The following is a 26,217-nucleotide window of genomic DNA, read 5'->3' on the forward strand; positions in this document are numbered from 1 at the left end:
ACAGGCCCTCGCGAAACTGTCGGTGCCGTCCGACACAATCACTCCTGACACATGGATCACACCCACCACAGGAGCTCACCGTGTCGGATACACCTTCCCCATCCAACACAGCCCCGACCAGCACCGAAGAGACCAGCAGCCCAGCGCCCTCCGGCAAGCTCGACCCGATCTCCCGAAAGGGCACTCCCGCCCACCGCACGAGGTCGAAGCGGGAGGGCGCCGGGCGGCGCCAGGGGATGCCGGTGCAGGCGATCAGCCTCTCCGTGCCGGCATCCCTGGCGGCGCAGTGGAAGACCTACAGCCAGTCGGTGCCGCGCTCGCTCGTCGACGTGATGCTCGACGCCGTCGCGGCCACCCGCCCCCGGCTCCCCGTCCTCCTGCGGGCCCACCAGGCAGCGCTGCGCGAGAAGACCAGGCCCGTCTCCGACGGCACCTTCCTGCGCACCGTCCCGCAGCCGAAACGCCTCGAGGACCCGTACGTCACGATGCCCCTGCGCCTGCTCGCGACGAACGTCGACGTGCTCGACGCCATGGTCCACGAGATGGCCGCCGAGTCCCGCTCGCAGCTGGTCGTGGTGGCGCTGACGGCGTGGCTGGCCGACCGGCGGGCCGAGGAGCAGGTCTACGAGGAGCAGCTCGAGCTCGAGGTGCCCGAGGACCCGTTCGACCGTCCCTGAGCGCATCCGGGACGGGCCGCCCGTCCCGGATGCGTCGGGCGTCAGAGCACCTTGGTGCCGTACATCTCCCCCAGCGGGTCGGCGAGGAGCTCGAGCCGCTCGCCGTCGGGTCCCTTGAAGTAGATCGACGACTTGGACTCGACCATGTAGTCGATCCCGGCGTCGTCGAGCTTGGCGCGCAGGTAGTCCCACTTCTCGTGGGTCACCGAGATCGCGATGTGGTGCAGCCCACCGAGGACCTCCGCGTACTCCCCCAGGTCGAGCCCGGGAAGGGTGAAGAAGGCCAGCAGGTTGCCCGCTCCGACGTCGAAGAAGAAGTGGTCGGAGCCGGCGTAGTCACGGTTCTCGAAGATCTCGGTCAGCGGGAACTCCAGGAGTCCCTGGTAGAAGTCGATCGACCTGCGTACGTCGGAGGAGAGCAGCGCGGTGTGGTGGATCCCCCGGGCCGTGCTGGCCGGGCGGGCGCCCTCCTCACGGAGGTACTCCTTCTTGATCCGCTCACGGTCCTTCGTGATGAAGTCCATGTCGATGCTCATCGTGCTCTCCTCATGCCATGACTCTCAGATCCTGAAGAAGCTGCCCAGGAACTCTGCGGCGACCGCGGGGTCGCCCTTGACGGTGCCGGCGTTGGTCCGGCCGTACGCGGTCAGCACGAAGCTGGCCGGGTCGAATTCGATGATCGTCTCGACACCGTCGAACGATCCGGGTTCCTGCTGGAGGCCGTCGGCGCCGAGCGTCATCCGGGTGCCACCGGCGTGCGCGCCGGAGGTGATGGCGATGCCGACCTCGAGCGGCTCCGCCGCGGGCGTACGCGCCACGGTGTTGGCCCACAGGATGTTGCACAGCGGCACCAGCATGTCGGCGGAGTCCGCCGCCAGCGCGTGCGGACGACCGAGGCCCTCGCGGATGTCCCAGCTGTGCAGCGTGTAGTCGACCAGCGCGAAGACCGGGTAGAACGCCGCCGGGAGCGGGCCCATGTACTTGTGCGGGACAGTCAGGCCCATCCAGTCGTCGGCGCTGAGGCCCTCGAAGATCGCCAGCTCCTTGGCGAGCGCCGTCCGGCAGCGCTCGACCAGCTCGGCGCGCGAGACGCCCTCGAACTGGCGGGCGCCCTTGTCGACGTGGGTCGCCATCTCGGTGAGCGGCACCAGCTCCGGCGCCTCCCCCTTGCCTGCGGCGGCGTCGAAGCTGCGGAAGTAGGTCTCGGTGGTGTCGACCAGGTGGCCGACGACGTTCGCGGCGGTCCACGCGCCCGAGGCGGTCGGGCCGTTCCAGGCCCGATCGTCTGCGACGAGGGCGAACATCCCGTCCGCCTCGCGGCGGATCAGGTCCAGCAGGGTCTCCTTGCTGGAGGCGTCCATGAAGTTCCACGTGCTCATCAGTCGGGATCCTCTCTGGCCGCGCCTCTGCGACCAGTCTAGTTTCTGCGTCAACAGTTGCTCTGAGCGGGCGGTGCTGCTGAAAGCACCGGTTCCGACTCGGTAAGGTGTACCTCATGGACGAGGTCAAGTGGCTCAGTAACGACGAACAGGTCGCGTGGCGTTCCTGGCTCGCCGTCAACGCACAGCTCACCGCGCGCATGAACCGCGACCTCCAAGCCAAGAACGGCCTCTCCCTCGCCGACTACGACGTCCTGGTCAACCTGACCGACGTCCCCGACCGCTCGCTGCGGATGTACGAGCTCGGTGACAAGCTGCAGTGGGAGAAGAGCCGGCTCTCGCGCCAGGTCATGCGGATGGCCGCCCGTGGGCTCGTCGAGCGCCGCGAGTGCCTCGACGACCGGCGCGGTGCCTACGTCGACCTCACCCCGGCCGGGCTCGAGGCGATCGAGGCCGCTGCCCCTGAGCACGTCAGGCTGATCCGGCAGGTCATGTTCGACGCCTTCACCCCCGAGGAGGTCGCCGCTCTGACCAAGCTCTATCAGGGCGTGCTGGAGCGCCTCGAGGTCAAGGCTCCCTCGGTCAACGCGGACGGCTCCGCCGCCTGAGCAGCTCGCGACGTACGTCGGGCCCGCAGATCACCGTGGTGACCTGCGGGCCCGTTGCGTTGGGTCCGTGCGCTGCTAGCGCTTGCGCTTCTCCCGGACGCGCTGCTGAAGCACGATCGGCGTGCCGACGAAGCCGAACTCCTCGCGCAGCCGGCGCTCGATGAAGCGCTCGTAGGAGGCGTCGAGCTTGCCGCTGGTGAACAGGATGAAGGTCGGCGGCGCGGTCGAGGGCTGCGTGCCGAACAGGATCTTCGGCTGCTTGCCCGAGCGGACCGGGTGCGGGTGCTCGGCGACGAGGCGGCCGAGGAACGAGTTGAGCGCGCCGGTGCCGATGCGCGTCTCCCAGCCCTCGAGGGCCTTGTCGAGGGCGGGGACCAGGCGGTCGACGTGCCAGCCGGTGCGTGCGGTGATGTTGATCCGCGGCGCCCACTGCACCTGGACCAGCTCCCGCTCGATCTCGCGGTCGAGCTGCCAGCGACGGTCCTCGTCGACGAGGTCCCACTTGTTGAAGGCGATCACGAGCGCGCGACCGGCCTCGCGGACGGTCTGCAGGATCCGGATGTCCTGCTCGGAGATCTTCTCGCCGCCGTCGATGACCAGCACGGCCACCTCGGCGCGGTCGATCGCGGTGGTGGTGCGCAGGGACGCGTAGTACTCGTGGCCGCTGGACTCCTTGACGCGCTTGCGGATGCCCGCGGTGTCGATGAAGCGCCACTCGCGGCCGCCGAGCTCGATCAGCTCGTCGACCGGGTCCACGGTCGTGCCGGCGACGTTGTCGACGACGGCCCGCTCCTCCTTGGCCAGCTTGTTGAGCAGGGAGGACTTGCCGACGTTGGGCTTGCCGACCAGCGCGATCCGACGCGGGCCGCCGATCTCGGTGCCCTCGGGGAGCGGCGGCGGGTCGGGGAGCACCGCGAGGATCGCGTCGAGCATGTCGCCCGAGCCGCGGCCGTGGAGCGCGGAGACCGGCCAGGGCTCACCGAGCCCGAGGTTCCACAGCGCGGACGCCTCCGCCTCGGTGCGCATGTCGTCGACCTTGTTGGCGACCAGGACGACCGGCTTGCCGGACTTGCGCAGGATGCGTACGACCGCCTCGTCGGCGTCGGTGATGCCGACGGTCGCGTCGACCACGAAGAGGACGGCGTCGGCCAGGGAGACCGCGATCTCGGCCTGGGCGGCGATCCGCTCGGCCAGGCCCTGGGCGTCGGGGTCCCAGCCGCCGGTGTCGACCAGCGTGAAGGCCTTGCCGTTCCAGTCGGCGTCGTAGGAGACGCGGTCGCGGGTCACGCCGGGTACGTCCTGGACGACCGCCTCGCGGCGGCCGATGATCCGGTTGACCAGAGTCGACTTCCCGACGTTGGGGCGGCCGACGACGGCCACGACGGGCTGCGGCCCGGCCGGGGTCTCGTCAGTCTCGTGCAGGTCTCGTACGTCTTCGTACGAGACGTCGGGGTCAGTCATTGTTCTCCTCGCTAGGTAGCGGACCGGGCAGTTCGCGACCGGTCAACGCCAGGGCATGGTCCTGTTGGACCTGCATGTGCTTCTGGAGCAAACCCGAGACATGCCCGACTTGTTCCCTGGTACGCGGCCAGCCTACGCGCTCCACGTGGAAAGGCTCGCCATAGACGATGTCGATCCGGGCACCTTTGTGCGGCAGCGAGGAGACCCCGCCGCCCGGGTCGCGGCTGCCGAGCATGGTCACGGGCACCACCGGAGCGCCCGAGGCGAGCGCGAGGTAGGCGGCGCCGCGGTTGAACCGGACCAGGTCGCCGGCACCGCGGGTGCCCTCGGGATAGATGCCCATCGCGTTGCCCTCGCGCAGCACCTTCAGCGCCATCTTCACCGCGGCCGGGTCGCTGCCGAACCGGTAGAGCGGGATCTGCCCCGCCCAGCGCAGGAACGGCCCGAGGAACCAGTGCTCGAACATCTCGAGCTTGGTCAGGGCGTGCACGGGACGCGGCGTGAAGATCGCCAGCAGCGGTCCGTCGATGATCCCGATGTGGTTGGAGGCGAAGACGACCGGCCCCGTCGCCGGGATGTTGCCGGTCTCGTGCAGCCGGACGTCGAAACGGCGACGGATCAGCCACCGGGCGTAGACGTTGATGTGGTAGAGCGCCCACCGGCTCGGGTGCGGGACCCCGTCCGTAGGAGGGAGGTCGGTGCGGGGTGTGCCCGCGGGCGGGCTCGCGCTCACTCCCCCGCCTTGTCGGATGTGCCGCGGGCGTTGGTCGCGACGAGCTCGACCACCAGCTGGATGACCTCCTCCAGCGTGTAGGGCGTCGTGTCCAGGTGGGTGGCGCCCTCCGGCACCGCCGCACCGCCCTTGGTGGAGTCGATCTTGTCGCGGTTCTCCAGCGAGGCGCGGACGGCCTCGGCGTCGCTGCCGCCCTCCTCGGCGGCGCGGCGGGCAGCGCGGGCGGCGGGGTCGGCGGTGACGTACAGCTTCAGCTCGGCGGCTGGCCAGACCGCGGTGCCGATGTCGCGGCCCTCGACCACGATGCCGGAGCCGGCGGCCAGCGCCTGCTCGATCTCCTGCTGCTGGAGGGCGATCAGGCGGGCGCGGACCTCGCGGACCGTGGCGACCGGGGAGACGGCGGCGTTGACCCGGTCGCTGCGGATCTCGACCGAGACGTCGGATCCGTCGAGGGCGATCGTCGGGCCGAGCGGGTCGGTGCCGGAGGTGATCACGGGCTTGCCGGCCGCCGCCGCGACGGCGTCGGCGTCGTGCACGTCGATGTCGTTGCTGAGCATCCACCAGGTCATCGCCCGGTACATCGCGCCCGTGTCGAGGTAGCGCATCCCGAGGCGGTCGGCGACCCCACGCGAGGTGCTCGACTTCCCGGAGCCGGAGGTGCCGTCGACGGCGATGACGATGCGGGCGGGGTCAGTGGTGGGATTGCTGCTGCTCACGGGCGGGAGCCTACCGGTGAGCGACCCAACCCCGGGACTCCAGAACCCTCTGCATCCGGTCGGCCGCGTCCTCGGCCACGACCAGCTCCATGACACCCACCGGACGACCCGGGTCGTGGTCGATGCGTACGTCCTCGATGTTGACGCCGCTCTCCCCCGCGTCCGCGAAGAGCCGGGCCAGGTTGCCGGGCTCGTCGGGCACCGTGACGTAGACGATCGCCTGCGCGGTCTGCGGCCGGCCGTGCTTGCCGGGGATGGCGCGGGTGCCGGCCTGCCCCTCCTTGAGGAGTACGTCCAGGGCGGCCGCGTCGCCGTTGCCGACGGCCGCGATCATCTCGTCGAGCTGGGCGCGCACCTCGGTGAGCAGGTCGGTCACCGCGCGGGCGTTGCCGGCCACGATCTGGCCGTAGAGGCCCGGGTCGCCGGCGGCCACCCGGGTCACGTCGCGTACGCCCTGGCCGCTGAGGCCGAGGTGTCCCTCGGGCGCCACCGCGAGCCGACCCGCCACCAGGGCCGCCATCAAGTGCGGTACGTGGGAGGTGCGGGCCACCGCCTGGTCGTGGTCCTCGGGCGTGAGGGTCAGCGCGACGCCGCCGCACAGGGTGGCGAGCTCGCCGACGAGCTCGGTCGCCGCCGGGTCGGCCTCCGGGTGCGGCGTGACCGCCCACGGCCGCCCCTCGAACAGCGTCGCGGTCGCGGCCAGAGGCCCGGAGCGCTCGCTGCCGGCCATCGGGTGCCCGCCGACGTAGCGGCGTACGTCGGCGGGGCTGTGCTCACGCACGTAGGCCAGCGGTGACGCCTTGACGCTGCCGACGTCGGTGACGACCGCTTCGGGGCTGTCGGCGAGCGCTCGGGTGATCACCTCACCGAGGTGCGCCGGCGGGACCGCGACGACGACCAACTGAGGCGTGTCGCCGGGCTTGCGACGGCGGCCGGCGCCGAGGCCGGTCGCGGTGCGTACGTGACTGGCGACCGAGTCGCTGAGGAGGACGTCGAGACCGGCCGCGGCGCACGCCAGCGCCACGGACGTGCCCAGCAGCCCGACGCCGACGATCTCGACCGGGCCGGTCAGACTCGACAACCGTCCCCCTGCTTCCCCGGTCCGTGTCATGCGTCCAAGGCTAAAGGGTCGGTGCCTCTCGACCCTCTTCGTCTCAGGCCTGCTGGTGCGCTGTCGCGGCCGGCGACCAAGGTGTGCGATATCGCCTGGCGATCACGACGGCTGGTAGTTGCCGAACGACCAGGAGTTGCCCTCCGGGTCGGTGACCGTGCCGCCGCGACCGCCGTAGTCCTGGTCGACCATCGGCCGGTCCACGGTGGCGCCCGCGGCGACCGCCTTGTCGAAGACGGCGTCGGGGTCGTCGGTGATCAGGTAGGCCGAGGACGCACCGGTGTTCTTGATGCCGCCGTCCTCGCGTACCTGTCCGAACATCAGCCCTCCTCCGCCGGGCCAGAGCCATTCCGCGTGGTGCACGATGCCACCCTCGCGGTAGGTGGCGTGCTCGACGAAGCCGATCGCGCTCAGCCACTCCATCATCGCCTCGGCGTCCTCGAACGCCATCGACTGCCAGTACTTGATCTTCGCTACGTCTGTGGTGGGTTCAGTGGTCATGCCTCGAGTCAACCGGCTGGCGGTCGGCGAGGTCTTGAACGAATGGGAACTCCTCGCGCAGCCACGTCGTCGGCGAACACCCCGCGAACTCCTGCCACTCCCGCGTCAGGTGCGCCTGGTCGGCGTAGCCGCAGATGCTCGCTGCCTGCGCCAGGGGTAGCCGGCCGACGAGACCGCGGGATCGGTCGAAGCGCGCCAGCCGCTGGAACTGCTTCGGCGCGACCCCGGTCTCGGCGCGCACCAGGTCGCTGATCCGCCGGCGGCTGTAGCCGACGTCGTCGGCCACCTCCTGCACGCCCGCTCCCCCGGTCAGCAGCGCCAGCGCCCGTCCGACCTCCGCCCTCGGCCCCGGCTCGCCGTGGCGCGCCAGCCCCGCGACCAGACCGGCGACGACCAACCGCTCCCACTGCCGCGGATCGGCCTCGGCCAGCTGCTCCGGCAGATGCCGTACGCCGCCGGGTGCCGCGACCTCGTCGAGGGCCAGGAGCTCACCGCGCCAGGCCGCGGCCGGCATCCCGAACAGCGCCCGCACCCCGGCGGTCGTCAGCCCCAGCTGCACACCTCGCTGATAGCCGTGGTGATGGATGGTCGCCGGCCGGGTGTGCAGCCCGGAGACCAGCGACCACGCCGTCACCGCCTCGCTGCGGCTCCCCCACGAGGTGACCAGAGGATCGTCGACCGGCAGCACGAACGTCACCTCGGTCGACGGCATCCCCCGGTGCATCCCCGGCGCCCCGAAGTCCACGTCGTAGGCGATCAGCGACGTGACGTAGGGACGCAGCACGTCCGGCACGGCCATGTCTCGATGGTGCCACGGTCGGCGCGGGTTGCCCATGCACTATCGCCGACGACGGGCCGGGTGTGCGATAGAGCTGCGCGGTAGGCATGCCGAGACGTCACCCGCGTCGGCCGAGTCGGCACTTGACTGCCGACTCGGCCGACGTGCGTGACGCCTCGGCGATCTCGGCCTCGCCGGCAGATCTCACCAGGAGACCTCTCCCGCCCGCGAGGCATAGGCCTTCTTCATCGCAGCCACCAGCCCGGCGACCGAGAGCCGGCGCTCGAGCCCCGCCGCGACGTCGCGTACCTGCACCTCCCCGACCTCGGCCTCGCTCGCCCCGATGACCGCGATGAGCGGTTCGCGCCGGCGCCGGGAGTCGCGGATCCGCGCGCCGAGCGAGCCGCCGTGGCCCAGACGCGGGCGGAGGCCTTCGGCGATGAGAGCGTCGACGAGCGCCCGGGCAGCCTCGTCCTGGGCCGAGGAGACGGGCAGGACGGCGAGCTGGACGGGCGCGAGCCACAGCGGGAGGCGGCCCTGGTAGCGCTCGAGCACCGCGGCGGTGACGCGTTCCATGGAGCCGACGGTGCCGCGGTGGACCATCACGACCCGCTGCCGGGAGCCGTCGGCGGCGTCGTAGGTCAGGTCGAAGCGCTCGGGCTGGTTGAAGTCGACCTGGACGGTCGCGATGGTCTCCTCGTGGCCACGCGGGTCGATGACCTGGAGGTCGAGCTTGGGCCCGTAGAAGGCGGCCGCGCCCGGCGCCTCGACGACCTCGGCGCCGGCCTCCGAGGCCGCCTTCCGCAACGCGTCCTCGGCACCACGCCACTGCTCGGCGGAGCCGAGGTAGGACGCTGAGTCGTCGCGGAGGGAGAGGCGTACGTAGTCGACCCGCAGCCCCAGGATCTGCTGGGCCTTCAGCGCCGAGAGCAGTGCCCTGCCCGCCTCCTCGGCGACCTGGTCGGGGCGGCAGAAGACGTGGGTGTCGTCGAGGTTGATCTGCCGCACCCGGCTCAGTCCGGACAGCACCCCGGAGCGCTCGGCACGGAACATCGGGGCGAGCTCGTGGAGCCGGATCGGGAGCTCGCGGTAGGAGTGCTGTCGGGCCCTGTAGACCAGTGCATGGTGTGGGCAGTTGGCGGGACGGAGCACGAGCTCGTCCTCGCTCTCCCCCTCGGGTCCCGACCCCAGGCGCATCGGCGGGAACATGTCGTCGGCGAACTTCGCCCAGTGGCCCGAGCGCTCGAAGAGCGCCCGCTTGCCGAGCACCGGGGTCTTGACCGGTACGCAGCCGTCGGCCCTGGCCAGGTCGGCGGCCAGCCGCTCCAGCTCGGCGAAGACGACGGCTCCGTCCGGCAGCCACAACGGCAGACCGGACCCGGCCAGCGGGTCGGTCGCGAAGATGTCGAGGTCGCGGTTGAGGTCGCGATGATCGAGGTTCATGGTGATGCTCCTGAGGTCAAGGGCCCGGGAGCATCACCGCCGAGGACGAAGCACCGCCCCGGAGCACTGCTCCGGGGCGGTCTGCGAAAGGTGTGGACAGCAGGTCAGCGCCGGAGTGGGTCCGGCGTCGTCGTGCTCATCGCGCGCTGCTGCATGCCATTCACCTTAACGGCTCACCGTCGCGTACGCATCCAGGATTCCGGGCCCTCAGAGCTCGGTCGTGTCCAGGAGCTCGCCCAGCTCCTCGCGGGAGAGGTCGCGCATGTCGCCCGGCTTCATCGTGCCCAGCCGGACCGGGCCGATCCGGGTGCGGGTCAGGCGGGTGACCGGGTGGCCGAGGTGGTCGAGGAGGCGGCGCACGATGCGGTTGCGTCCCTCGTGGATGACCAGCTCGATGATCGACTTGTCCTTGCGGGTCTCCATGATCCGGGCCTTGGTCACGGTGACCGGGCCGTCCTCGAGGGTGACGCCGGCCAGGAGCCGCTTGCGTACGTTGGGGAAGACCTCGCCCTTGACCTCGGCGACGTAGGTCTTGTCGACCTCGTAGCTGGGGTGGGCCAGCCGGTGGGCGAAGTCGCCGTCGTTGGTGAGGATGATCAGGCCCTCGGTGTCGGTGTCGAGACGGCCGACGTGGAAGAGGCGCTCCGGGCGGTCGGCGACGAGGTCCGAGAGGTTGCGGCGGCCCTCGGGATCGCTCATCGTGGAGACCACGCCACGCGGCTTGTTGAGGACCAGGTAGACCTTGCCGGAGATCGGCGGGAGACGCTTGCCGCCGACGCGTACGACGTCCTTGCCGGGGTCGACCTTGGTGCCGAGGCGGGTGACGACCTCGCCGTTGACCTCGACCTCGCCGTTGAGCATCAGGATCTCGCTGCCGCGGCGCGACGCGATGCCGGCCAGGGCCAGCAGCTTCTGGAGCCGGATCAGGCCCTCGTCGTCCAGCGGCAGATCATCACGCTCAGGAAGCTCACTCACGGGGTCGATTCTCCCGCATCCTCAGAGTCGGACCCATTCGCCGCAGCCTCTTCGGGCTGCGCGGCCAGCGCTTCCTGGCTGACCTGCTCGGTCAGCTCCTCCTCCATGTCGGCGAGGTCGGGCAGGTAGGGAGCCAGCTCGGGCAGCTCGCCGAGGTCGGTGATGCCGATCCGCTCGAGGAAGTAGCCGGTGGTGCGATAGAGGTTGGCGCCGGTCTCGTGGTCCTGACCAGCCTCTTCGACGAGACCGCGGGTGAGCAGTGTGCGCATCACGCCGTCGACGTTGACGCCACGGATCGCGGACACCCGGGCACGCGAGACGGGCTGCTTGTAGGCCACCACGGCGAGCGTCTCCAGCGCCGCCTGGGTCAGCCGGGCCTGCTGGCCCTCGAGCACGAAGCCTCCGACCACCTCGGCGTACGCCTCGCGGGTGTAGAACCGCCAGCCACCGGCGACGTTGCGCAGGTCGAAGCCGCGGCCCTGCTCGGTGTACTCGGCGGAAAGGCCCTCCAGGGACGCGACCACCTCGGCGGTCGGGTGGCCCACGGCCGAGGCGAGCGCGGCCGCCTCGAGCGGCTCGTCGGCGACCATCAGCACCGCCTCGAGCGCCGGGCGCAGATCGGCGAAATCGATCGCGAGCGTCTCGTCCCCGTCGGTCGATCCTGTCGAGACCTCAGTCATCGTCCTTCTCCCCATCGTCGGCGCCGCCCTCGGCAGGCGGCTGCCCCTCGAACTCGTCCTGGATCAGCTCATCGACGTCGAGCGCCCCGTCGCCGGTCCAGCGTACGGTCAGCTCGCCCAGCGCGGTGACCTGGTCGAAGGCGACCGCGCCCTCGCGGAACAGCTCCAGCAGCGAGAGGAACCGGGCCACCGTGGTCAGCGTGTCGGGCGAGTCGGAGCACAGTCCGCGGAAGGTGATCTGTCCCGAGGCGCGCAACCGCTCGATGACCAGCGCCGCCTGCTCCTTGACCGACACCTTCGAGCCGTGGATGTGGGCCAGCCCGATCTCGGGCGGCCCGGGCTTGGGCGCCATCGCGGCCGCAGCGAGCTGGGCGAACTGCTCCAGCCCGATGCCGATGAGCACCTCGGGCAGCAGGCCCGCATAGCGCGGCTCGAGCTGCACCGAGCGCGGGTGGCGCTTGGACTCCTTCGCCAGTCGCTCCCCGAAGACGGCCGCCACCTGCTTGAACGCCTTGTACTGCAGCAGCCGGGCGAAGAGGAGGTCGCGCGCCTCGAGCAGCGCGAGGTCCTCCTCGTCCTCGACGTCACCCTGGGGCAGCAGCCGGGCAGCCTTCAGGTCGAGCAGCGTGCTCGCCACCAGCAGGAAGTTGGAGGTCTGGTCAAGGTCCCAGGCGCCCTTTCCGCTCTCGGCGGCGCCCTTCTTCACGTAGGCGATGAACTCGTCGGTCACCGTGGCCAGCGAGACCTCGGTGATGTCGAGCTTGTGCTTGGCGATCAGGCTGAGCAGCAGGTCGAAGGGTCCCTCGAAGTTGCCGAGGTGCACCTCGAATCCGCCGGCACCACCCGACTCCTGCTCCTCGGCCCCGTCCGGGGCTTGTGTCATCTGAGTGACCGTCACCGTCACTCGGCGAGCCGGTGCACGAGGGCGCTGTCTTCCCCGTACTCCTCCAGGTCGGCCAGCACGATCGCGAGCGCCTCGCGCACCAGCCGGCCGCGGTCGACCGCGATGCTGTGCTTGGCGCGCAGGCTGAGCCGGGCGTGCTCGAGGTCGAGCAGCTCCTCGGAGGTGATGTAGACGGTCATCTTCTCGTCATGCCGTACGCGGCCGCTGGACCGCTTCTTCGCAGCCGGCGCCTCCGCGTCGGGCTCGGGCACGGCGTGGACCGGACGGGCCTTCGCCTCGGCGGCGGCCGCCGGGGCGGCACCGTCGGACGTACGCCGGAAGAGGTCGTCAGCGGCGGGAACCCTCACTCGCCTCGTTGCCATCGGGCCAGCACCTCCTTGGCGAGCATCCGGTAGGAGTCGGCACCGGTGGAGCTGGAGGCGTACTCGGTGATGGGCTCGCCGACCACCGTGGAGTCGGCGAACTTCACCGTGCGCCGGATGACGCTGTGGAAGACGCGGTCGCCCCATCCGTTGACCAGGGTCTCCATGACCTCGCGGCTGTGCATGGTGCGGCTGTCGTACATCGTGCCCAGTATTCCGTCGATCTTCAGACGCGGGTTGAGCCGCTCCTGAACCTTGTCGATGGTGTCCTTGAGCAGGGCGACACCGCGCAGCGCGAAGTATTCGCACTCCAGCGGGACGACGACCGAGTCGGAGGCGGTCAGCGCGTTGACGGTCAGCAGGCCGAGGCTCGGCTGGCAGTCGATCAGGATCACGTCGTAGTCGGCGACGGCCGGGGCCAGGGCGCGGGCCAGGGTCTGCTCGCGGGCGACCTCCTGGACGAGCTGCACCTCGGCGGCGGAGAGGTCGATGTTGGCCGGGAGCAGGTCGACGCCGTCGATGCCGGAGGGCACGACCACGTCCTGGAGCGTGATGTCGCGCTCCATCAGCAGGTTGTAGACGGTCAGCTCGATCTCGTTGGGCTGGAGCCCGAGACCGACCGAGAGCGACCCCTGCGGGTCGAAGTCGACGAGGAGGACCTTGCGGCCGTGCTCGGCCAGCGCGGCACCCAGGTTGATCGTGGTCGTGGTCTTGCCGACGCCGCCCTTCTGGTTGACCATCGCCACGGTGCGGGCGGGGCCGCCGGTGGCGGGACCGGGCTCGGGGAGGTTGGGCCAGGGCCGACCGGTCGGACCCATCTTGTTCTTGCCCGGGGAGTCGAAGGAACCCGCGTCGGGCTCAGGGGCGTTGGCGCGCAGTCTGGCCGAGGGCGGATAGGCCGGCGGCGCCGGCGTCTGCGGAGGCATCTGCGGCGCGGTCGCGCCACCTGCTCCGAAATAGCTGTCTTCCATTCCTCCACCCCCGGTTCAGTTGCCGCGGCCCTGGGATGATCACGGCGTGCGGGTCTATATGTCGACACGGCGACTCTAAGACCCAGATCTGCGCGACTCTAGGAGCCGCGCCGGGCGTGTCACAAGGCAAATCCTGGTGATTCTGCTACGCGATCCGAATCTGTTGATGACCTGTGCACTTGGCGCCCCGCCGGCCCCACAGGGAGGGCCTTCGATGTGGAGAAACCTGTGGATGGATCTCCGCCCGATCGGCTGCGGTCAGTGCGACTTGCGGCGCTTCTGGAACTGGTCGTAGGCCTTGGTCGCAGCGTCCTTGATCTTCTTCTGGTTCTCGGGCTTGCGAGCCTCGTTGGCGATCTTGGCGATGGCCGCGACGACGACGGGGTTCTTCAGTAGCTTGCGCACGATGCCACGCTAGCGGACGCCGGCAACCCGTCACAGTCGGCGCATCGCCACCGTCGCCAGGACCAGCTCGCCGGCCTCGTCGCTCGCGTCCAGATCGGCCACCGCCTCGATCACCCAGTCGTGGTCGCCGGCCGGGTCGTCGATGGTCTGGGTGATCCGCCAGACCCGGGTGTCGTCGTACGTCTCGTCGCTCTCGTCCACCCCAGCCGGGGCGCCGCGCTCGGCGGTCCAGGTGAGCAGCTTGGGCGATCGCGAGTCGGCGGAGATGCCGACGTCGTCGTGCTCGGAGAAGTACGCCTCCAGGGCGTCGTCCCAGCGGGACCTCGTCATCACCACGTCGCGCGCGGGCTCGAAGCGGTCGGCGGCCGCACGCTCGAGCCGCATCAGGCCGTCGAGGTCGTCGCGCGAGACCGCGTCGACACGGGCCCACATCGCGTTGCGGACCATGATCTCGAAGGCTCGTTGCTGCTGAGAGAGGGACCGCGGCGGTGGTGGCGCCTCGTGGTGGGCCACCGCCGACGGGATGTGCTCGGGATCGGAGAGCGCCTCCCACTCGTCGAGGAGGCTCGAGTCGGTCTGCCGGATCGTCTCCCCCAGCCACTCGACCAGGTCCTCCACCTCGGGGCTCTTGTAGGTCTCGGGGACCGTGTGCCGGAAGGTGCGGTAGGCGTCGGTCAGGTAGCGCAGCACCAGGCCTTCGGAGCGGGCGAGCTGGTAGCGGCGTACGACGTCGGTGAAGGTCATCCCCTGCTCGTACATCTCGCGCAGGATCGACTTCGGGTCGAGGGCGTCCTCGGGCAGCCACGGGTGGGTGCCGCGATAGACCTCGAAGAGCGCCTCGAGCCGCTCGGCCATCGGCTTGGGCCAGGTGATCTCCTCGATGAGCGCCATCCGCTCGTCGTACTCGACGCCGTCGGCCTTCATGTTCTCGATCGCCTTGCCGCGGGCCTCGTGCTGCTGGGCGAAGAGGATCTGGCGCGGTGGCTCGAGGACCGACTCGATCACCGAGACGATCTCGAGCGTGTGCTCCGGCGACTCGGGGTCGAGCGTGTCGAGCGCGGCGAGGGCGAAGTGGGCCAGCGGCTGGTTGAGCGCGAAGTCGGCCGGCAGCGCCTCGGTGAGGACGTAGCGGCGCCCGTACGTATCGGGCGTCGCCAGGCGGGTGAGGACACCGCTGTGCACCAGCGAGCGGGTCAGCCGCAGGGCCCGGCGGGCCAGCTTGAGCTGAGTGCGGCGGTCCTCGTGGTTGTCCATGGTGATCCGGCGCATCACCGCGAACGCGTCCTCGTCGCGCGCGACGACGTTGAGGATCATCGAGTTGTCGACCTTCATCCGGCTCTGCAGCGGCTCAGGGGCGCCGTCGACGAGCTTGGTGAAGGTGGCCTCGGTCCACACGACGGTGCCCTCGGGCGGCTTCTTGAGCTGGGCCTTGGAGTTCTTCTTGCCGGCTTTGCGGCGCTCCTCGGACTTCGCCTTGGCCTTCTCGTTCTCGATGATGTGCTCGGGCGCCTGGACGACGACGTAGCCCTGGGTGTCGAAGCCGGCCCGGCCGGCCCTTCCTGCGATCTGGAGGAACTCCCGGGTCCGCAGGATGCGCTGGCGGCGGCCGTCGAACTTGGCCAGCCCGGTGAACAGCACGGTGCGGATCGGGACGTTGATGCCGACCCCGAGGGTGTCGGTGCCGGCGATGACCTTGAGCAGCCCTGCCTGGGCGAGCTGCTCGACGAGCCTTCGGTATCTGGGGAGCATGCCGGCGTGGTGGACGCCGATGCCCTTGCGCAGCAGCTTGGCCAGGGTCTTGCCGAAGCCGGCGGCGAACCGGACCGGCTCGAGCCGCTTCGCGATCTGGTCCTTCTCCTCGCCTGAGAGCTTCAGCCAGCCGGCGTTGAGCAGCGAGGTGCCGTGGGTGACGGCGTCCTTCTGGGTGAAGTGGACGACGTAGACGGGCGCCTGTCCGGTGGTGACGAGCTCCTCGAGGGTCTCCGAGAGCGGAGTCAGGCGCCAGTCGAAGGTGAGCGGAACGGGTCGTTCCGCCTGGTCGACCAGGACGGTGTCGCGACCGTTTCGCCTGGTCAGATCCTTGGCCAGGGCACTGGTGTCGCCGAGGGTCGCGCTCAGCAGCAGAAACTGGGCCTGCGGGAGCTCGAGCAGCGGCACCTGCCAGGCCCAGCCGCGGTCGGGCTCGCCGTAGTAGTGGAACTCGTCCATGATCACGAGCCCGACGTCGGCATGCTTGCCTTCTCGCAGCGCAAGGTTGGCGAGCACCTCGGCGGTGCAGCAGATGATCGGGGCGTCGGCGTTGACCGACGCGTCACCGGTGAGCATGCCGACGTTCTCGGCGCCGAAGGTCTCGACCAGGTCGAAGAACTTCTCGCTCACCAGGGCCTTGATCGGTGCGGTGTAGAAGGAGACCTTGTCCTCGGCCAGCGCGGCTGCGTGCGCGCCCGCGGCGACCAGCGACTTCCCCGAGCCCGTCGGCGTCGCCAGGATGACGTTGTCCCCGGCCAGGAGGGACAGGATCGCCTCGTCCTGGTGGGGGTAGAGGCTGCGGCCACTCCCCTCGGCCCACGCCACGACCGCCTCGTAGACGTCGTCGGGGCTCGCTCCGACCTTGGGGATCCAGCTGGTGTCGGTCACAGGGCCCTCGGGTGTGCGGTCGCGAAGACCTCTCGGAGATTGTCCACGGTGACAAGAGTGTAGATCTGCGTCGTGGTCACCGACGCATGGCCCAGCAGCTCCTGCACGACACGTACGTCAGCACCCCCGTCCAGCAGGTGGGTGGCGAAGGAGTGGCGCAGGGTGTGCGGCGAGACGTCCTTGTCGATCCCGGCGCGCTCGGCCGCCCGGGTCAGGACCGTCCAGGCCGACTGGCGCGAGAGCCGGCCACCACGCGCGTTGAGGAAGAGCGCACCGCCGGAGCGGGCGGAGGCGAGATCGGGGCGCGCTCGGGTCAGGTAGGCCTCGACCGCCTCGATGGCGTAGGAGCCGACCGGCACGATCCGCTCCTTGCCGCCCTTGCCCCGCAGCAGGACGACGTGGTCGACCCGGTCGAGGTCATCGACGTCGAGGCCGACGGCCTCGGAGATGCGGGCGCCGGTGCCGTAGAGCACCTCCAGGAGAGCCCGGTCGCGCAGCGCGAGCGGGGTGCCGGGAGCACCCGCCGCCTCCAGGATCGCCTCCACGTCGGACAGCGGGAGCGCCTTCGGCAGCCGCTTCTCTGCACGCGGCGGCTTCACGTGGCCCGCCGGGTTGGCCTCGACCAGCCCATCGGCGACGGCGAACTTGTGGAACCCGCGCACCGCCACGACGGTCCGCGCCGCCGAGGTCGCGCTCAGCGCCGGGTGCTCCTCGCTGCCTTCGCGCAGGTGTGCCAGGAACCCCGACACCGTCGCCTCCGAGACACCGGAGAGTGTTTCCACGTCGTGCTGCGCCAGGAACTCGGCGTACCTTCGCAGGTCGCGCCGGTAGGACGAGAGCGTGTTCGCCGCGAGGCCTCGCTCGACCGTGAGATGGTCGAGGTAGGTGCGCATCGCATGCTCCACTGCCGTGGAGGCCGAGGCGTTCGGGGCGGCAGTCACGGGTCCATCCAACCAGGGGTGGTGGATGCCGACGGGTAGGAATACCCGGTTAACCGGGTATTCCTGCACTTCTCGGGCATTGCACCACCCGAGAAGTGCAGGAAACACCTGAGCGCTGTGACTCCTGTGGCCCCTGAGGCGATCAGCCGAGAACCGTCTCCAGCGCGACCGAGTCGATCCCGACGGCCTCGCCGACGGGAGCGTTGGTCAGCTGACCGGCGTGGGTGTTGAGGCCCTTGGCGAGCGCGGCGTCGTCACGCAGCGCCTGCTGCCAGCCCTTGTTGGCCACCGCGACGGCGTAGGGCATCGTCGCGTTGGTGAGGGCGTAGGTCGAGGTGTTGGGGACCGCGCCGGGCATGTTGGCCACGCAGTAGAACGTCGAGTTGTGGACCTGGTAGGTCGGGTCGGCGTGGGTGGTGGCGTGGGAGTCCTCGAAGCAGCCGCCCTGGTCGATGGCGATGTCGACGAGCACCGAACCGGGCTTCATCCGCGAGACCAGGTCGTTGCTGACCAGCTTCGGCGCGGCCGCCCCGGGGATCAGCACGGCGCCGATGACGAGGTCGGCCTGGAGCACCTGCTCCTCGAGCACGAGCTTGTTGGAGGCCAGGCCGTGGACCTGGTTGGAGTAGCGCCAGAACGACATCCGCAGCTTCTCCAGGTCGGTGTCGAGCAGGGTGACGTCGGCACCCATCCCCAGCGCGATGTTGGCGGCGTTCTGCCCGGAGACACCGGCGCCGATGATGACGACCTTGGCGTTGGCGACACCGCCGACACCGCCCATCAGCACGCCGCGGCCGCCCTGGGCCTTCATCAGGTTGTAGGCGCCGACCTGGGGCGCCAGGCAGCCGGCGACCTCGGACATCGGGTAGAGCAGCGGCAGCGCTCGGTTCGGCAGCTCGACGGTCTCGTACGCGATCGCGGTGACCTTCTTCGCCAGCAGCTCCTCGGTCAGCGGCTTGTCGGCGGCCAGGTGGAGGTAGGTGAACAGGGTCAGGCCCTCGCGCAGGCGGTGGTACTCCTCCGCGATCGGCTCCTTGACCTTCAGGACCATGTCGGCGTTGCCCCAGGTCTCGTCGGCGTCGCCGAGGATCTTGGCGCCGACCGCGGCGTACTCGCCGTCGGGGATGGAGGAGCCGACGCCGGCGCCGGCCTCGACGAAGACCTCGTGGCCGTTGGCCACCAGCTCGTGGACGCCCGAGGGGGTGATCGCCACCCGGTACTCGTGGTTCTTGACTTCCTTGGGTACGCCGATTCTCATTGTCCTGCCTTCATCTCGTGGCCCTGAATGTGGTGGTCCGTGGGTTGTGGGTCAGCCGGATGTTCGCCGCCTGATGCGGCATGTCTAACCCCGTGTGGCGCAAGTCACCAAAACCACGTCGTTCGGTCATCGACCAGGCGCCTGATCAGACTCTGCCACGCGACTTGAGGGCGGCGTACGCAAGCACCGCCTGGACGACCGGCGCGTCGGTCGCCCGGCCGCCGAGAACGGCCTCCAGGAGCTCCTCGAAGGGCACCCAGTGGATGCTCATCTCGGCCTCCTCGTGCTCGAGCTCGAAGCCGTCGCGACCGGTCTCGGTCAGGCCGCGGGCGAGGAAGAAGTGGTGGATCTCCTCGGAGATCCCGGGCGAGCTGTAGGTCGAGAGCAGCGGCGTCCACTCGGCCGCCTCGTGGGCCACCTCCTCGCGCAGCTCGCGCACGGCGACGTCGAGCGGATCCTCCCCGGGATAGTCGATCAGGCCGGCCGGGAGCTCGACGAAGCGGCGCTTTGCGGGGTGGCGGTACTGGGTGATGACCAGGGCACGCTCGTCCTCGTCGAGCGCCAGCACGACCGCCGCCCCGGGGTGCTCCACGACGAGGCGCCGGAACGGCTCCTCGCCCTCGTGACCGGGCCGGTTGATCCGGTCCGCGCGCAGCGCGACCACCCAGCCGTCGCGGTGGAGGTCCTCGCTCGAGGCGACCGGCCAGCTCTCCGGTACGTCCCACTCCGTGAGGGGCCCCGGGTCCAGCGGCATGGCCGAGTCGGAAATTCGTGCGTCCGATGTCATGGCCCGAGGCTACCCTCGGCGCATGTCTGCGATCTCCCCCGCCGCCCCTGCCTCACTCACCCAGGAGGAGGCCGCTGCACGTGCCGCCTCGATCACCGTGGAGCGCTACGACATCTCGCTCGACATGACCGGTCTGCTGGAGGGCGAGACGCTCTCCAGCGTCTCCACGATCACGTTTTCCGCCACCCCCGGCTCGAGCACGTTCGTCGACTGCGTGGCCGAGGTGTCGGCCGCCACGCTCAACGGCACCGACCTCGACCTCGCCACGGTCAGCGCCGGACGGATCCCGCTCGAGGACCTCGCCGAGACCAACACCCTCGTCGTCAGCGCCTCCCAGTCCAACACCGCCTCCTCCGAGGGCGTGCTGCGCACCGTGGACCCCTCCGACGGCAACGTCTACGTGTGGACCTCCTTCGAGCCCGACGACGCCCGCCGGCTCTGGGCCTGCTTCGACCAGCCCGACCTCAAGGCGGTGCACGCGTTCACCGTGACCGCGCCCGAGCAGTGGACCGTGCTGTCCAACTCGGCGCCGCGCGACGTCTCGGACGCGTCGGCCGCCGCCAGGACGTGGGTCTTCGAGGACACTCCCCCGCTGTCGACGTACGTCGTGGTGGTCAACGCCGGTCCGTTCGTCGAGGTCCGTGCCGAGCGTGGCGGCTACGACCTGGGGCTCTACGCCCGTCAGTCGCTGGCGAGCCAGCTGGAGCGGGACCGCGAGGAGATCCTCGACGTCACCGAGCACGGCCTGGCCTGGTTCGGGACCAAGTTCGCGATGCCCTTCCCGCAGACCAGATACGACCAGATCTTCGTGCCCGACATGGGCGGCGCGATGGAGAACTGGGGCGCGGTCACCCACAGCGACATCTTCCTCTTCCGTACGACGCCGACGCATGCCGACCGCACCGAGCGCACCAACGTGATCCTGCACGAGATGGCGCACATGTGGTTCGGCGATCTGGTCACGATGCGCTGGTGGGACGACCTGTGGCTCAACGAGGCCTTCGCCTCGTGGGCGGCCGTGTGGGCATCGGCTGCGCTGCCCGACTACACCGACGTGTGGGCCGCGATCGCGCTGACCGAGAAGAAGATGGCCTACGACACCGACCTGACCGCCGCCACCCACCCGATCCGCGGGGTGGTGCCCAGCGTGGACGTCGCGATGGCCAACTTCGACGCGATCACCTACATGAAGGGTCAGGCGGTGCTGCAGCAGCTGCACGCCTACATCGGCGAGGAGGCCTACCTGGCCGGGCTGCAGGCCTACTTCGCCGAGCATGCCTACGGCAACACCGTCCTCGACGACCTGATGGGCGCCTTCGGGGCCGCCGCGGGCAAGGACCTCTCCGCCTGGACCACCGCCTGGCTCGACCACGCCGGCACCGACGTGATCACCCTCGCCGACGGCAAGGTGTCGGTGGCCAGCGCCGACGGGACCGTGCGTCCGCACCGGCTCGACATCGCCTCCTATGACGACGCCGGCGACCTGCTCGCGACCACCCCGGTCACCGTGGAGAGCGAGCCCGTCGCGGTCTCGCTCCCGGACGCGGCCGCGCATCTGGTGAACGCGACCGACGTGACCTTCGCGGCGGTGCGCTCCGACGAGGCCAGCGAGGCCTGGCTCGGCCGCAACGCCGGCATCCTGCCCGACGCGGTCGCGCGAGCGGTCGCGGTCAACAGCGCGTGGTCGGCGCTGTTCCGTGGCGAGATCGGCGGCCCCGAGGTCGTCTCCCGGGTCGTCTCGGTCCTCGAGCGCGAGCGGAACCCGCAGGTCACCGGCGAGTTCCTGGGCATGGCCGTGACCGCTGCCGAGCTCTGGACCGCTCCGGAGCGGGTGGCCGAGCAGCGCGCGCTGGTCGCCGGCGCCGCGGCAACCCTCGCCGAGGACCCGGCCAACCGTGACACCGCGCTGCGCGTCGTCGCCTCGCACGCCTCCACGCCCGAGCAGGTCGCCCTGGCCGAGGCCGGGGCGGCCGAGGACGTACAGGTCGCCTGGCGGCTGCTCGGCCGGCGCGCCGAGCTGGGCGACTACGACGCCGAGGCGGTCGCGGCCCTGGAGGCACGCGACCCGGATCCCGAGTCCTGGGTCAGCGCCCTGGCCGTACGCACCGCCCAGCCGCTCGCGGAGGCCAAGGAGGAGGCCTGGCAGGTGACCATGGTCGAGCGCCGGCTGCCGCGCACCGACAGCGCCTACACCCTGAGCTCCGCGTTCTGGCGGCCTGGCCAGGACGAGGTCCTGGCGCCGTACGCCCCGCGCTATCTCGAGGCCGTCGCCGCCATCAGGGGCGGCGGGCTGCTCTCCTACGGGCTCCAGCTCAGGTTCTACCCCGCTCAGGCGGGTGAGGACGTCGCCGAGGCCGCACGGGCCGCCTGCGAGGGAGACACGCTCGTGCCGTTCGTACGGCAGACGGTCATCCGCCTCGCCGACGTGCACTCGCGGCAGGTCACGGCTCGCGCTCTGTGAGATCGCTCCGGGTCGAGAAGGTATGGCCCGGGAAGCCGCCGGGTACCCCCAGTGTCGTACGCAATCGAGAGGAGACGCGAGGACATGAGCACCATCGAGAAGAGCGTCCAGGTCGGGGTTCCGATCAGCACCGCGTATGACCAGTGGACCCAGTTCGAGTCGTTCCCCCAGTTCATGGAGGGTGTCGAGTCGGTCCGTCAGCTCGACGACAAGCACCTGCACTGGAAGGCCGAGATCGGCGGCGTCACCCGTGAGTGGGACGCCGAGATCGTCGACCAGGTTCCGGACGATCGGATCACCTGGCGTGCCATCGAGGGCGCCACGAACAAGGGCACCGTCTCGTTCACCGAGGACCCGATGAACAAGTCGACCAAGGTGACGCTGCACCTCGAGTACGAGCCCGAGGGCGCGGTCGAGAAGACCGGTGACGTCCTCAAGATCGTCGACATGAGGGCGAAGGGCGACCTCGAGCGGTTCAAGGACTTCATCGAGCACCGCGGCACCGAGACCGGTGCCTGGCGCGGCGAGGTGAAGCCGACCGGCGAGGTACGCGAGTAGCGCACACAGACGCGAGCCCCCTGGGCCCGGCACCAGCCGGCCCCAGGGGGCTCGTCACGTCAGCTGCTCAGGCCTCGGCGGGCTCAGGCAGCTCGACCTCGCTGACCTCGCGGCGCAGGTTGGTCTCGTCGATCGGGAACCGCTGCTCCTTCTGCCGGTCGAGGGCCGCCTTCACCAGCCCGGCGAACAGCGGGTGCGGGCGGGTCGGCCGCGAGCGGAGCTCGGGGTGGGCCTGGGTGGAGACGTAGTAGGGGTGTACGTCGCGGGGCAGCTCGACGAACTCGACGAGCTGGTTGTCGGGCGAGAGCCCGGAGAAGACCAGGCCGGCGTCCTCGAGCTGGTCACGGTAGGCGTTGTTGACCTCGTAACGGTGGCGGTGGCGCTCCTCGATGGAGGTCGCGCCGTAGACCTCGGCCGCGATCGAGCCCTTCTTGAGCTCGGCGGGGTAGAGCCCCAGGCGCATGGTGCCGCCCAGGTCACCGGCGCCCTCGACGTACGCCTTCTGCTCCTCCATCGTCGCGATGACGGGCTCGGGGGTCTCCGCGTCGAACTCCGTGGAGTCGGCCTTCTCCAGGCCGAGCACGTTGCGGGCGTACTCGATGACCATGCACTGCAGGCCCAGGCACAGGCCCAGCGTGGGGATCTGATGGGTTCGGGTGTAGGTCAGCGCGCCGAGCTTGCCCTCCAGGCCCCGGATGCCGAAGCCACCGGGGACGCAGACGGCATCGACATCGTGGAGGTTCTTGGCGGCACCCTCGGGGGTCTCGCACTCGTCGGACGGGATCCAGCGGATGTGGACCTTGGCCTCGTTGGCGAAGCCGCCGGCGCGCAGCGCCTCGCCGACGCTCAGGTAGGCGTCGGGAAGATCGATGTACTTCCCGACCAGGCCGATGGTGAGCTCCTCCTTGGGGTGGTGCACCCGGCGGAGCAAGTCCTCCCACAGCGCCCAGTCGACGTCACGGAAGGGCAGGTCGAGCTTGCGCACGACATAGGCGTCGAGGCCCTCGCGGTGGAGCACCTTCGGGATGTCGTAGATGCTCGGGGCGTCGGCGGCGGTCACCACCGCGTCCTCGTCCACGTCGCACATCAGCGCGATCTTCCGCTTGATGCCCTCGGGCAGCTCGCGGTCGGCGCGGCACACGATGGCGTCGGGCTGGATGCCGATCTGGCGCAGCGCCATCACCGAGTGCTGCGTCGGCTTGGTCTTGAGCTCCTTGGACGGGCCGATGTAGGGCACCAGAGAGACGTGGACGAAGAAGACGTTGTCGCGGCCGAGGCGCTGGCGCACCTGGCGGGCGGCCTCGAGGAACGGCAGCGACTCGATGTCGCCGACGGTGCCGCCGATCTCGGTGATCACCACGTCGACCTCGGGGCCGTGCATGGCCAGGACCCGCTCGGAGATCTCGTCGGTGATGTGCGGGATTACCTGGACGGTCTCGCCGAGGTAGTCGCCGCGGCGCTCCTTGGCGATCACGTTGGAGTAGACCTGCCCGGTGGTCACGTTGGCGTGGCCGACCAGGTCGGTGTCGAGGAACCGCTCGTAGTGGCCGATGTCGAGGTCCGTCTCGGCACCGTCGTTGGTCACGAAGACCTCACCGTGCTGGAACGGGTTCATCGTGCCGGGGTCCACGTTGAGGTACGGGTCCAGCTTCTGCATGGTCACGCTCAGACCACGCGAACGGAGAAGACGGCCGAGGGACGATGCCGTCAGGCCCTTTCCCAATGAGGAGGCGACGCCCCCAGTGACAAAAATGTGCTTGGTCAAGCTCGCCGACTTCATGGACCTCGATCCTATCAACGCTTCAGCAGGCCACCGAAACCTGACGCACCGAAATCGCCACCTTGTTGACTCCGCTGTCGCGCCAGCACGAGCGGCGCGGCGATCTGACCGGTGACCGTCTCGACACCGTCGACCGACGCGAACCAGCCCGGCCAGTCGTTGGCGCGGAGCGTCTTCAGGTCCTCGGAGTCGGTGGTTCCGCCCACGACCAGGCCTTTCGTGGTGGCGCCGAGCCCCTCGACGAGACCTTCGACGGCGGTCGTGTCCCGGCTGTCCTCGCCGAGGACGACCAGGACGAGATCGGCCGGCCCGGTCGGTCGTCCGCGGGCCGTGACCAGGTCACCGGTGAGCAACGCCACAGCCGCGGTCTTGGCGGGCTGGTCGAACTCCGAGGGCGGCTTCGTGCCGGCGTAGGTCTCTCCGACGACCTGCCCCATCCGCTGGTAGGTCGCCTGGCCCGCGTCGCCCCGGCCGAGCTGCTTGACCAGCTGCGTGGCCAGGCTGTCGACATACTGCTTGCGGTCCGGGTCCAGCAGATTCGGTCGTACGTCGAGCACCCCCGTCGTCTGGCCGCCGGCCGTCTTGATGCTGCCGGTGAGCGCGTCGACCGTCTTCGGGTCCGCTCCGGGGAGGGCGAGGACCGCGACCCTCTGCCCGGTGAGCTTGCCGGGCAAGAGCTCGTCACCCGCCTCGGCGACGAACCGCTCCTCGGCGGTCTGCGGGTCGTCTCCGGTCTTCGCCTCGCTCCGGCCGGAGGTGGTGCTCGCGGCGGCGCCCTCCCCCGCGCTGCTCCCGAAACCGGCCCCGAGGCCGGTGCCGATCTCGGTCAGGTCGTGGTCGGCGGCCCAGATGCCGGCGGGTACGCCGATCGCCAGCGCCGTCACCGCCGCGAGAACCGGCAGGACCAGCCGCCGGCTTCGGGGCTCCCTGCGCCGCACCGCCGGAACGACGGAGGCGTCGATCAGCGTCGGGCCGAGCGCGAGCCGGGTCAGGTAGGTGCCGGCCAGGCCCGGGCGCTGGTCCTCGAGGAAGTCGGTCAGCGTGGTGCTCAGCCCGGCGCCGACCACCAGCGAGGGATGCTGCGTGTAGGCGACCAGCAGGGCCGCGTCCTCGGGAGCGAGGGACGACTCGAACCGCTTCGGCTGCACCCCGACCCGGTCGAGGAGCTCGGCCGCGCTCTCGCTCGCGGAGCCACCCGGCGCGAGCACGACCTCCGCGGCGCTGGTGAGCACCTTCGGTTCGGGGTAGGTGTCGGTGTCCGGGCCCAGGACGAGCACGGCGTGGCGTACCTGCTTCTTGGTCAGCCTCTTCGCCGCGGGACCCACCGCGATGATCGCCGGCCGCTGCTCGCGCAGGAAGCCCTTGAGGTCGCCCAGGAGACGGTCCAGGTCGGGGTGGTCGGCGACCACGACGACGGGTCGGCCGGCCAGCGGCGTGTCGAGAGGAGGCACGCCGTTGCCGTGCAGCAGCACCTCCTCCTCGCGCTTGAGCAGCTCGCTGCTGTTGTGGGTGAAGAGCTCCAGATGGGAGCTCAGGCCCCGCTTCGCGTCCTCGAGGTCGTTGTTCAGCGCCTCCTGGTCGAGCGCCCGTCCGGCGGTCAGCAGCTGCTCGCCGTCGAAGATCTCGCCGTCGAGGATCCGGGCCTTGCGCCCGTCGAGGAGCTTCTCCAGGCCCGCCTCGCCGATCTTGTCGATCAGCTCGATCCCGGCATCAGCCAGCGTCTGCGGGCCCCGGTTGGGGTAGCGCCCCGACACCATCGGCTGGGCGTTGACGACGGCGATCACGCCCTTGGCGGCGATCGCCAGGGCGGTGCTCCGATCGAGATCGACATGGTCGATGACCGCGATGTCACCCTCTTTGAGCCGCGGGATCAGTGCCCTGGTCGGCCGTCCCGAGCGGAGGGTGCCGCGGATGCCCGGAAGTACGGAAGGAATCTGGCGAGTAGGCAGTCTCATGTCCCGCCAATCCTCCCCCGGCACCGAGGCAGGGCCCCGGATCTCTCATCCGGCGAGTCGGTCGTTGTGGCGGCCGAATGCGTACGTTTGATGGCCGAATCTGCAGTTGTGGCGTGTGTCGTTCGCCACAACTGCA

The 26,217-nt window shown here is 70.2% G+C and carries 25 protein-coding genes; 4 read left to right on the top strand and 21 right to left on the bottom strand.

Going from position 1 to position 26,217, the window contains the following annotated elements; translation table 11 throughout:
• Positions 1 to 80 precede the first annotated feature (80 nt).
• A complete protein-coding gene (locus OG984_RS07065; protein WP_328530886.1) occupies positions 81 to 677 on the top strand; it encodes a hypothetical protein in 597 nt (198 codons plus the stop codon).
• A 41-nt stretch (positions 678 to 718) separates the two neighbouring features.
• Here the strand turns inward: OG984_RS07065 and OG984_RS07070 are convergent, their stop codons facing one another.
• Both OG984_RS07070 and OG984_RS07075 read right to left on the bottom strand, forming a co-directional pair.
• Entirely contained in the window at positions 719 to 1,213 is a 495-nt protein-coding gene (locus OG984_RS07070) for a VOC family protein (RefSeq protein WP_328530887.1), read from the bottom strand.
• A gap of 24 nt (positions 1,214 to 1,237) precedes the next feature.
• On the bottom strand, positions 1,238 to 2,056 hold the full coding sequence (locus OG984_RS07075) for a maleylpyruvate isomerase family mycothiol-dependent enzyme (protein ID WP_328530888.1): 819 nt from the start codon (positions 2,054 to 2,056) through the stop codon (positions 1,238 to 1,240).
• A gap of 116 nt (positions 2,057 to 2,172) precedes the next feature.
• Here OG984_RS07075 and OG984_RS07080 point away from each other — a divergent pair, with 116 nt between their 5' ends.
• Positions 2,173 to 2,664 carry a MarR family winged helix-turn-helix transcriptional regulator gene (locus tag OG984_RS07080; RefSeq protein ID WP_328530889.1) on the top strand — a complete coding sequence of 164 codons (492 nt, stop codon included), beginning with the start codon at positions 2,173 to 2,175 and terminating at the stop codon, positions 2,662 to 2,664.
• A 75-nt stretch (positions 2,665 to 2,739) separates the two neighbouring features.
• Here OG984_RS07080 and der read toward each other — a convergent pair whose 3' ends face one another.
• From der to OG984_RS07165, 17 genes are all read right to left on the bottom strand, one after another.
• Positions 2,740 to 4,125: a ribosome biogenesis GTPase Der gene (gene der, locus OG984_RS07085; protein ID WP_008359463.1), complete on the bottom strand. Its 1,386-nt coding sequence runs from the start codon at positions 4,123 to 4,125 to the stop codon at positions 2,740 to 2,742.
• The gene (locus OG984_RS07090; protein ID WP_328530890.1) at positions 4,118 to 4,858 is read right to left on the bottom strand and encodes a lysophospholipid acyltransferase family protein; all 741 of its coding nucleotides are present in this window, start codon (positions 4,856 to 4,858) and stop codon (positions 4,118 to 4,120) included. Before OG984_RS07090 ends, der begins: the two co-directional genes overlap by 8 nt.
• The gene (gene cmk / locus OG984_RS07095) at positions 4,855 to 5,574 is read right to left on the bottom strand and encodes a (d)CMP kinase (RefSeq protein WP_328530891.1); all 720 of its coding nucleotides are present in this window, start codon (positions 5,572 to 5,574) and stop codon (positions 4,855 to 4,857) included. The genes OG984_RS07090 and cmk overlap by 4 nt, the downstream gene beginning before the upstream one ends.
• Before the next feature lie 10 nt (positions 5,575 to 5,584).
• A complete protein-coding gene (locus OG984_RS07100; RefSeq protein ID WP_328530892.1) occupies positions 5,585 to 6,685 on the bottom strand; it encodes a prephenate dehydrogenase in 1,101 nt (366 codons plus the stop codon).
• Between the two features lie 102 nt (positions 6,686 to 6,787).
• Entirely contained in the window at positions 6,788 to 7,186 is a 399-nt protein-coding gene (locus OG984_RS07105; protein WP_328530893.1) for a VOC family protein, read from the bottom strand.
• Entirely contained in the window at positions 7,176 to 7,985 is an 810-nt protein-coding gene (locus OG984_RS07110; RefSeq protein ID WP_328530894.1) for a helix-turn-helix domain-containing protein, read from the bottom strand. The genes OG984_RS07105 and OG984_RS07110 overlap by 11 nt, the downstream gene beginning before the upstream one ends.
• 183 nt (positions 7,986 to 8,168) lie before the next feature.
• The gene (gene thrS / locus OG984_RS07115) at positions 8,169 to 9,407 is read right to left on the bottom strand and encodes a threonine--tRNA ligase (protein ID WP_328530895.1); all 1,239 of its coding nucleotides are present in this window, start codon (positions 9,405 to 9,407) and stop codon (positions 8,169 to 8,171) included.
• 207 nt (positions 9,408 to 9,614) lie between these two features.
• Positions 9,615 to 10,382, bottom strand: coding sequence for a pseudouridine synthase (locus OG984_RS07120; protein WP_328530896.1), 768 nt, complete (start codon positions 10,380 to 10,382; stop codon positions 9,615 to 9,617).
• A complete protein-coding gene (gene scpB, locus OG984_RS07125; protein ID WP_328530897.1) occupies positions 10,379 to 11,062 on the bottom strand; it encodes an SMC-Scp complex subunit ScpB in 684 nt (227 codons plus the stop codon). Before scpB ends, OG984_RS07120 begins: the two co-directional genes overlap by 4 nt.
• Positions 11,055 to 11,945 carry a segregation and condensation protein A gene (locus tag OG984_RS07130; RefSeq protein ID WP_328530898.1) on the bottom strand — a complete coding sequence of 297 codons (891 nt, stop codon included), beginning with the start codon at positions 11,943 to 11,945 and terminating at the stop codon, positions 11,055 to 11,057. The genes scpB and OG984_RS07130 overlap by 8 nt, the downstream gene beginning before the upstream one ends.
• 17 nt (positions 11,946 to 11,962) lie before the next feature.
• Positions 11,963 to 12,328: a hypothetical protein gene (locus OG984_RS07135; RefSeq protein WP_328530899.1), complete on the bottom strand. Its 366-nt coding sequence runs from the start codon at positions 12,326 to 12,328 to the stop codon at positions 11,963 to 11,965.
• A complete protein-coding gene (locus tag OG984_RS07140; RefSeq protein WP_442941002.1) occupies positions 12,310 to 13,254 on the bottom strand; it encodes a ParA family protein in 945 nt (314 codons plus the stop codon). Before OG984_RS07140 ends, OG984_RS07135 begins: the two co-directional genes overlap by 19 nt.
• Positions 13,255 to 13,557: 303 nt before the next feature.
• On the bottom strand, positions 13,558 to 13,704 hold the full coding sequence (locus OG984_RS07145; RefSeq protein WP_008359447.1) for a hypothetical protein: 147 nt from the start codon (positions 13,702 to 13,704) through the stop codon (positions 13,558 to 13,560).
• Positions 13,705 to 13,734: 30 nt separating this feature from the next.
• Entirely contained in the window at positions 13,735 to 16,341 is a 2,607-nt protein-coding gene (locus OG984_RS07150) for a DEAD/DEAH box helicase (protein WP_328530900.1), read from the bottom strand.
• Positions 16,338 to 17,234 (bottom strand): site-specific tyrosine recombinase XerD, encoded by an 897-nt coding sequence (xerD, locus tag OG984_RS07155; protein ID WP_328532333.1) that lies wholly within the window; start codon positions 17,232 to 17,234, stop codon positions 16,338 to 16,340. Before xerD ends, OG984_RS07150 begins: the two co-directional genes overlap by 4 nt.
• A gap of 190 nt (positions 17,235 to 17,424) precedes the next feature.
• Positions 17,425 to 18,540, bottom strand: a complete 1,116-nt coding sequence (gene ald / locus OG984_RS07160; protein WP_328530901.1) for an alanine dehydrogenase — start codon at positions 18,538 to 18,540, stop codon at positions 17,425 to 17,427.
• Between the two features lie 145 nt (positions 18,541 to 18,685).
• A complete protein-coding gene (locus OG984_RS07165; RefSeq protein ID WP_328530902.1) occupies positions 18,686 to 19,327 on the bottom strand; it encodes an NUDIX hydrolase in 642 nt (213 codons plus the stop codon).
• A 22-nt stretch (positions 19,328 to 19,349) separates the two neighbouring features.
• Between OG984_RS07165 and pepN the strand changes: the two genes are divergently transcribed.
• On the top strand, positions 19,350 to 21,788 hold the full coding sequence (gene pepN / locus OG984_RS07170) for an aminopeptidase N (RefSeq protein ID WP_328530903.1): 2,439 nt from the start codon (positions 19,350 to 19,352) through the stop codon (positions 21,786 to 21,788).
• A gap of 84 nt (positions 21,789 to 21,872) precedes the next feature.
• Complete coding sequence (locus OG984_RS07175; RefSeq protein ID WP_328530904.1) at positions 21,873 to 22,346, top strand: SRPBCC family protein; 474 nt, start codon at positions 21,873 to 21,875, stop codon at positions 22,344 to 22,346.
• A 67-nt stretch (positions 22,347 to 22,413) separates the two neighbouring features.
• Here OG984_RS07175 and OG984_RS07180 read toward each other — a convergent pair whose 3' ends face one another.
• Together OG984_RS07180 and steA are read right to left on the bottom strand one after the other, a co-directional pair.
• Entirely contained in the window at positions 22,414 to 24,126 is a 1,713-nt protein-coding gene (locus OG984_RS07180; protein ID WP_328530905.1) for a CTP synthase, read from the bottom strand.
• A gap of 14 nt (positions 24,127 to 24,140) precedes the next feature.
• Positions 24,141 to 26,081: a putative cytokinetic ring protein SteA gene (gene steA / locus OG984_RS07185; RefSeq protein ID WP_328530906.1), complete on the bottom strand. Its 1,941-nt coding sequence runs from the start codon at positions 26,079 to 26,081 to the stop codon at positions 24,141 to 24,143.
• Positions 26,082 to 26,217: the final 136 nt, after the last annotated feature.

Origin of the sequence: Nocardioides sp. NBC_00368 (assembly GCF_036090055.1) — a bacterium.
Taxonomy (GTDB): domain Bacteria; phylum Actinomycetota; class Actinomycetes; order Propionibacteriales; family Nocardioidaceae; genus Nocardioides.

Excerpts from the sequence above, each read along its gene's own strand:
- OG984_RS07070 (WP_328530887.1), bottom strand. The coding sequence starts at position 1,213 with ATGAGCATCGACATGGACTTCATCACGAAGGACCGTGAGCGGATCAAG.
- OG984_RS07075 (WP_328530888.1), bottom strand. The coding sequence starts at position 2,056 with ATGAGCACGTGGAACTTCATGGACGCCTCCAGCAAGGAGACCCTGCTG.
- OG984_RS07080 (WP_328530889.1), top strand. The coding sequence starts at position 2,173 with ATGGACGAGGTCAAGTGGCTCAGTAACGACGAACAGGTCGCGTGGCGT.
- der (WP_008359463.1), bottom strand. The coding sequence starts at position 4,125 with ATGACTGACCCCGACGTCTCGTACGAAGACGTACGAGACCTGCACGAG.
- OG984_RS07100 (WP_328530892.1), bottom strand. The coding sequence starts at position 6,685 with ATGACACGGACCGGGGAAGCAGGGGGACGGTTGTCGAGTCTGACCGGC.
- OG984_RS07105 (WP_328530893.1), bottom strand. The coding sequence starts at position 7,186 with ATGACCACTGAACCCACCACAGACGTAGCGAAGATCAAGTACTGGCAG.
- OG984_RS07110 (WP_328530894.1), bottom strand. The coding sequence starts at position 7,985 with ATGGCCGTGCCGGACGTGCTGCGTCCCTACGTCACGTCGCTGATCGCC.
- thrS (WP_328530895.1), bottom strand. The coding sequence starts at position 9,407 with ATGAACCTCGATCATCGCGACCTCAACCGCGACCTCGACATCTTCGCG.
- scpB (WP_328530897.1), bottom strand. The coding sequence starts at position 11,062 with ATGACTGAGGTCTCGACAGGATCGACCGACGGGGACGAGACGCTCGCG.
- OG984_RS07130 (WP_328530898.1), bottom strand. The coding sequence starts at position 11,945 with ATGACACAAGCCCCGGACGGGGCCGAGGAGCAGGAGTCGGGTGGTGCC.
- OG984_RS07135 (WP_328530899.1), bottom strand. The coding sequence starts at position 12,328 with ATGGCAACGAGGCGAGTGAGGGTTCCCGCCGCTGACGACCTCTTCCGG.
- OG984_RS07140 (WP_442941002.1), bottom strand. The coding sequence starts at position 13,254 with ATGCCTCCGCAGACGCCGGCGCCGCCGGCCTATCCGCCCTCGGCCAGA.
- xerD (WP_328532333.1), bottom strand. The coding sequence starts at position 17,234 with ATGCGCACCTACCTCGACCATCTCACGGTCGAGCGAGGCCTCGCGGCG.
- ald (WP_328530901.1), bottom strand. The coding sequence starts at position 18,540 with ATGAGAATCGGCGTACCCAAGGAAGTCAAGAACCACGAGTACCGGGTG.
- OG984_RS07165 (WP_328530902.1), bottom strand. The coding sequence starts at position 19,327 with ATGACATCGGACGCACGAATTTCCGACTCGGCCATGCCGCTGGACCCG.
- pepN (WP_328530903.1), top strand. The coding sequence starts at position 19,350 with ATGTCTGCGATCTCCCCCGCCGCCCCTGCCTCACTCACCCAGGAGGAG.
- OG984_RS07175 (WP_328530904.1), top strand. The coding sequence starts at position 21,873 with ATGAGCACCATCGAGAAGAGCGTCCAGGTCGGGGTTCCGATCAGCACC.
- OG984_RS07180 (WP_328530905.1), bottom strand. The coding sequence starts at position 24,126 with ATGAAGTCGGCGAGCTTGACCAAGCACATTTTTGTCACTGGGGGCGTC.
- steA (WP_328530906.1), bottom strand. The coding sequence starts at position 26,081 with ATGAGACTGCCTACTCGCCAGATTCCTTCCGTACTTCCGGGCATCCGC.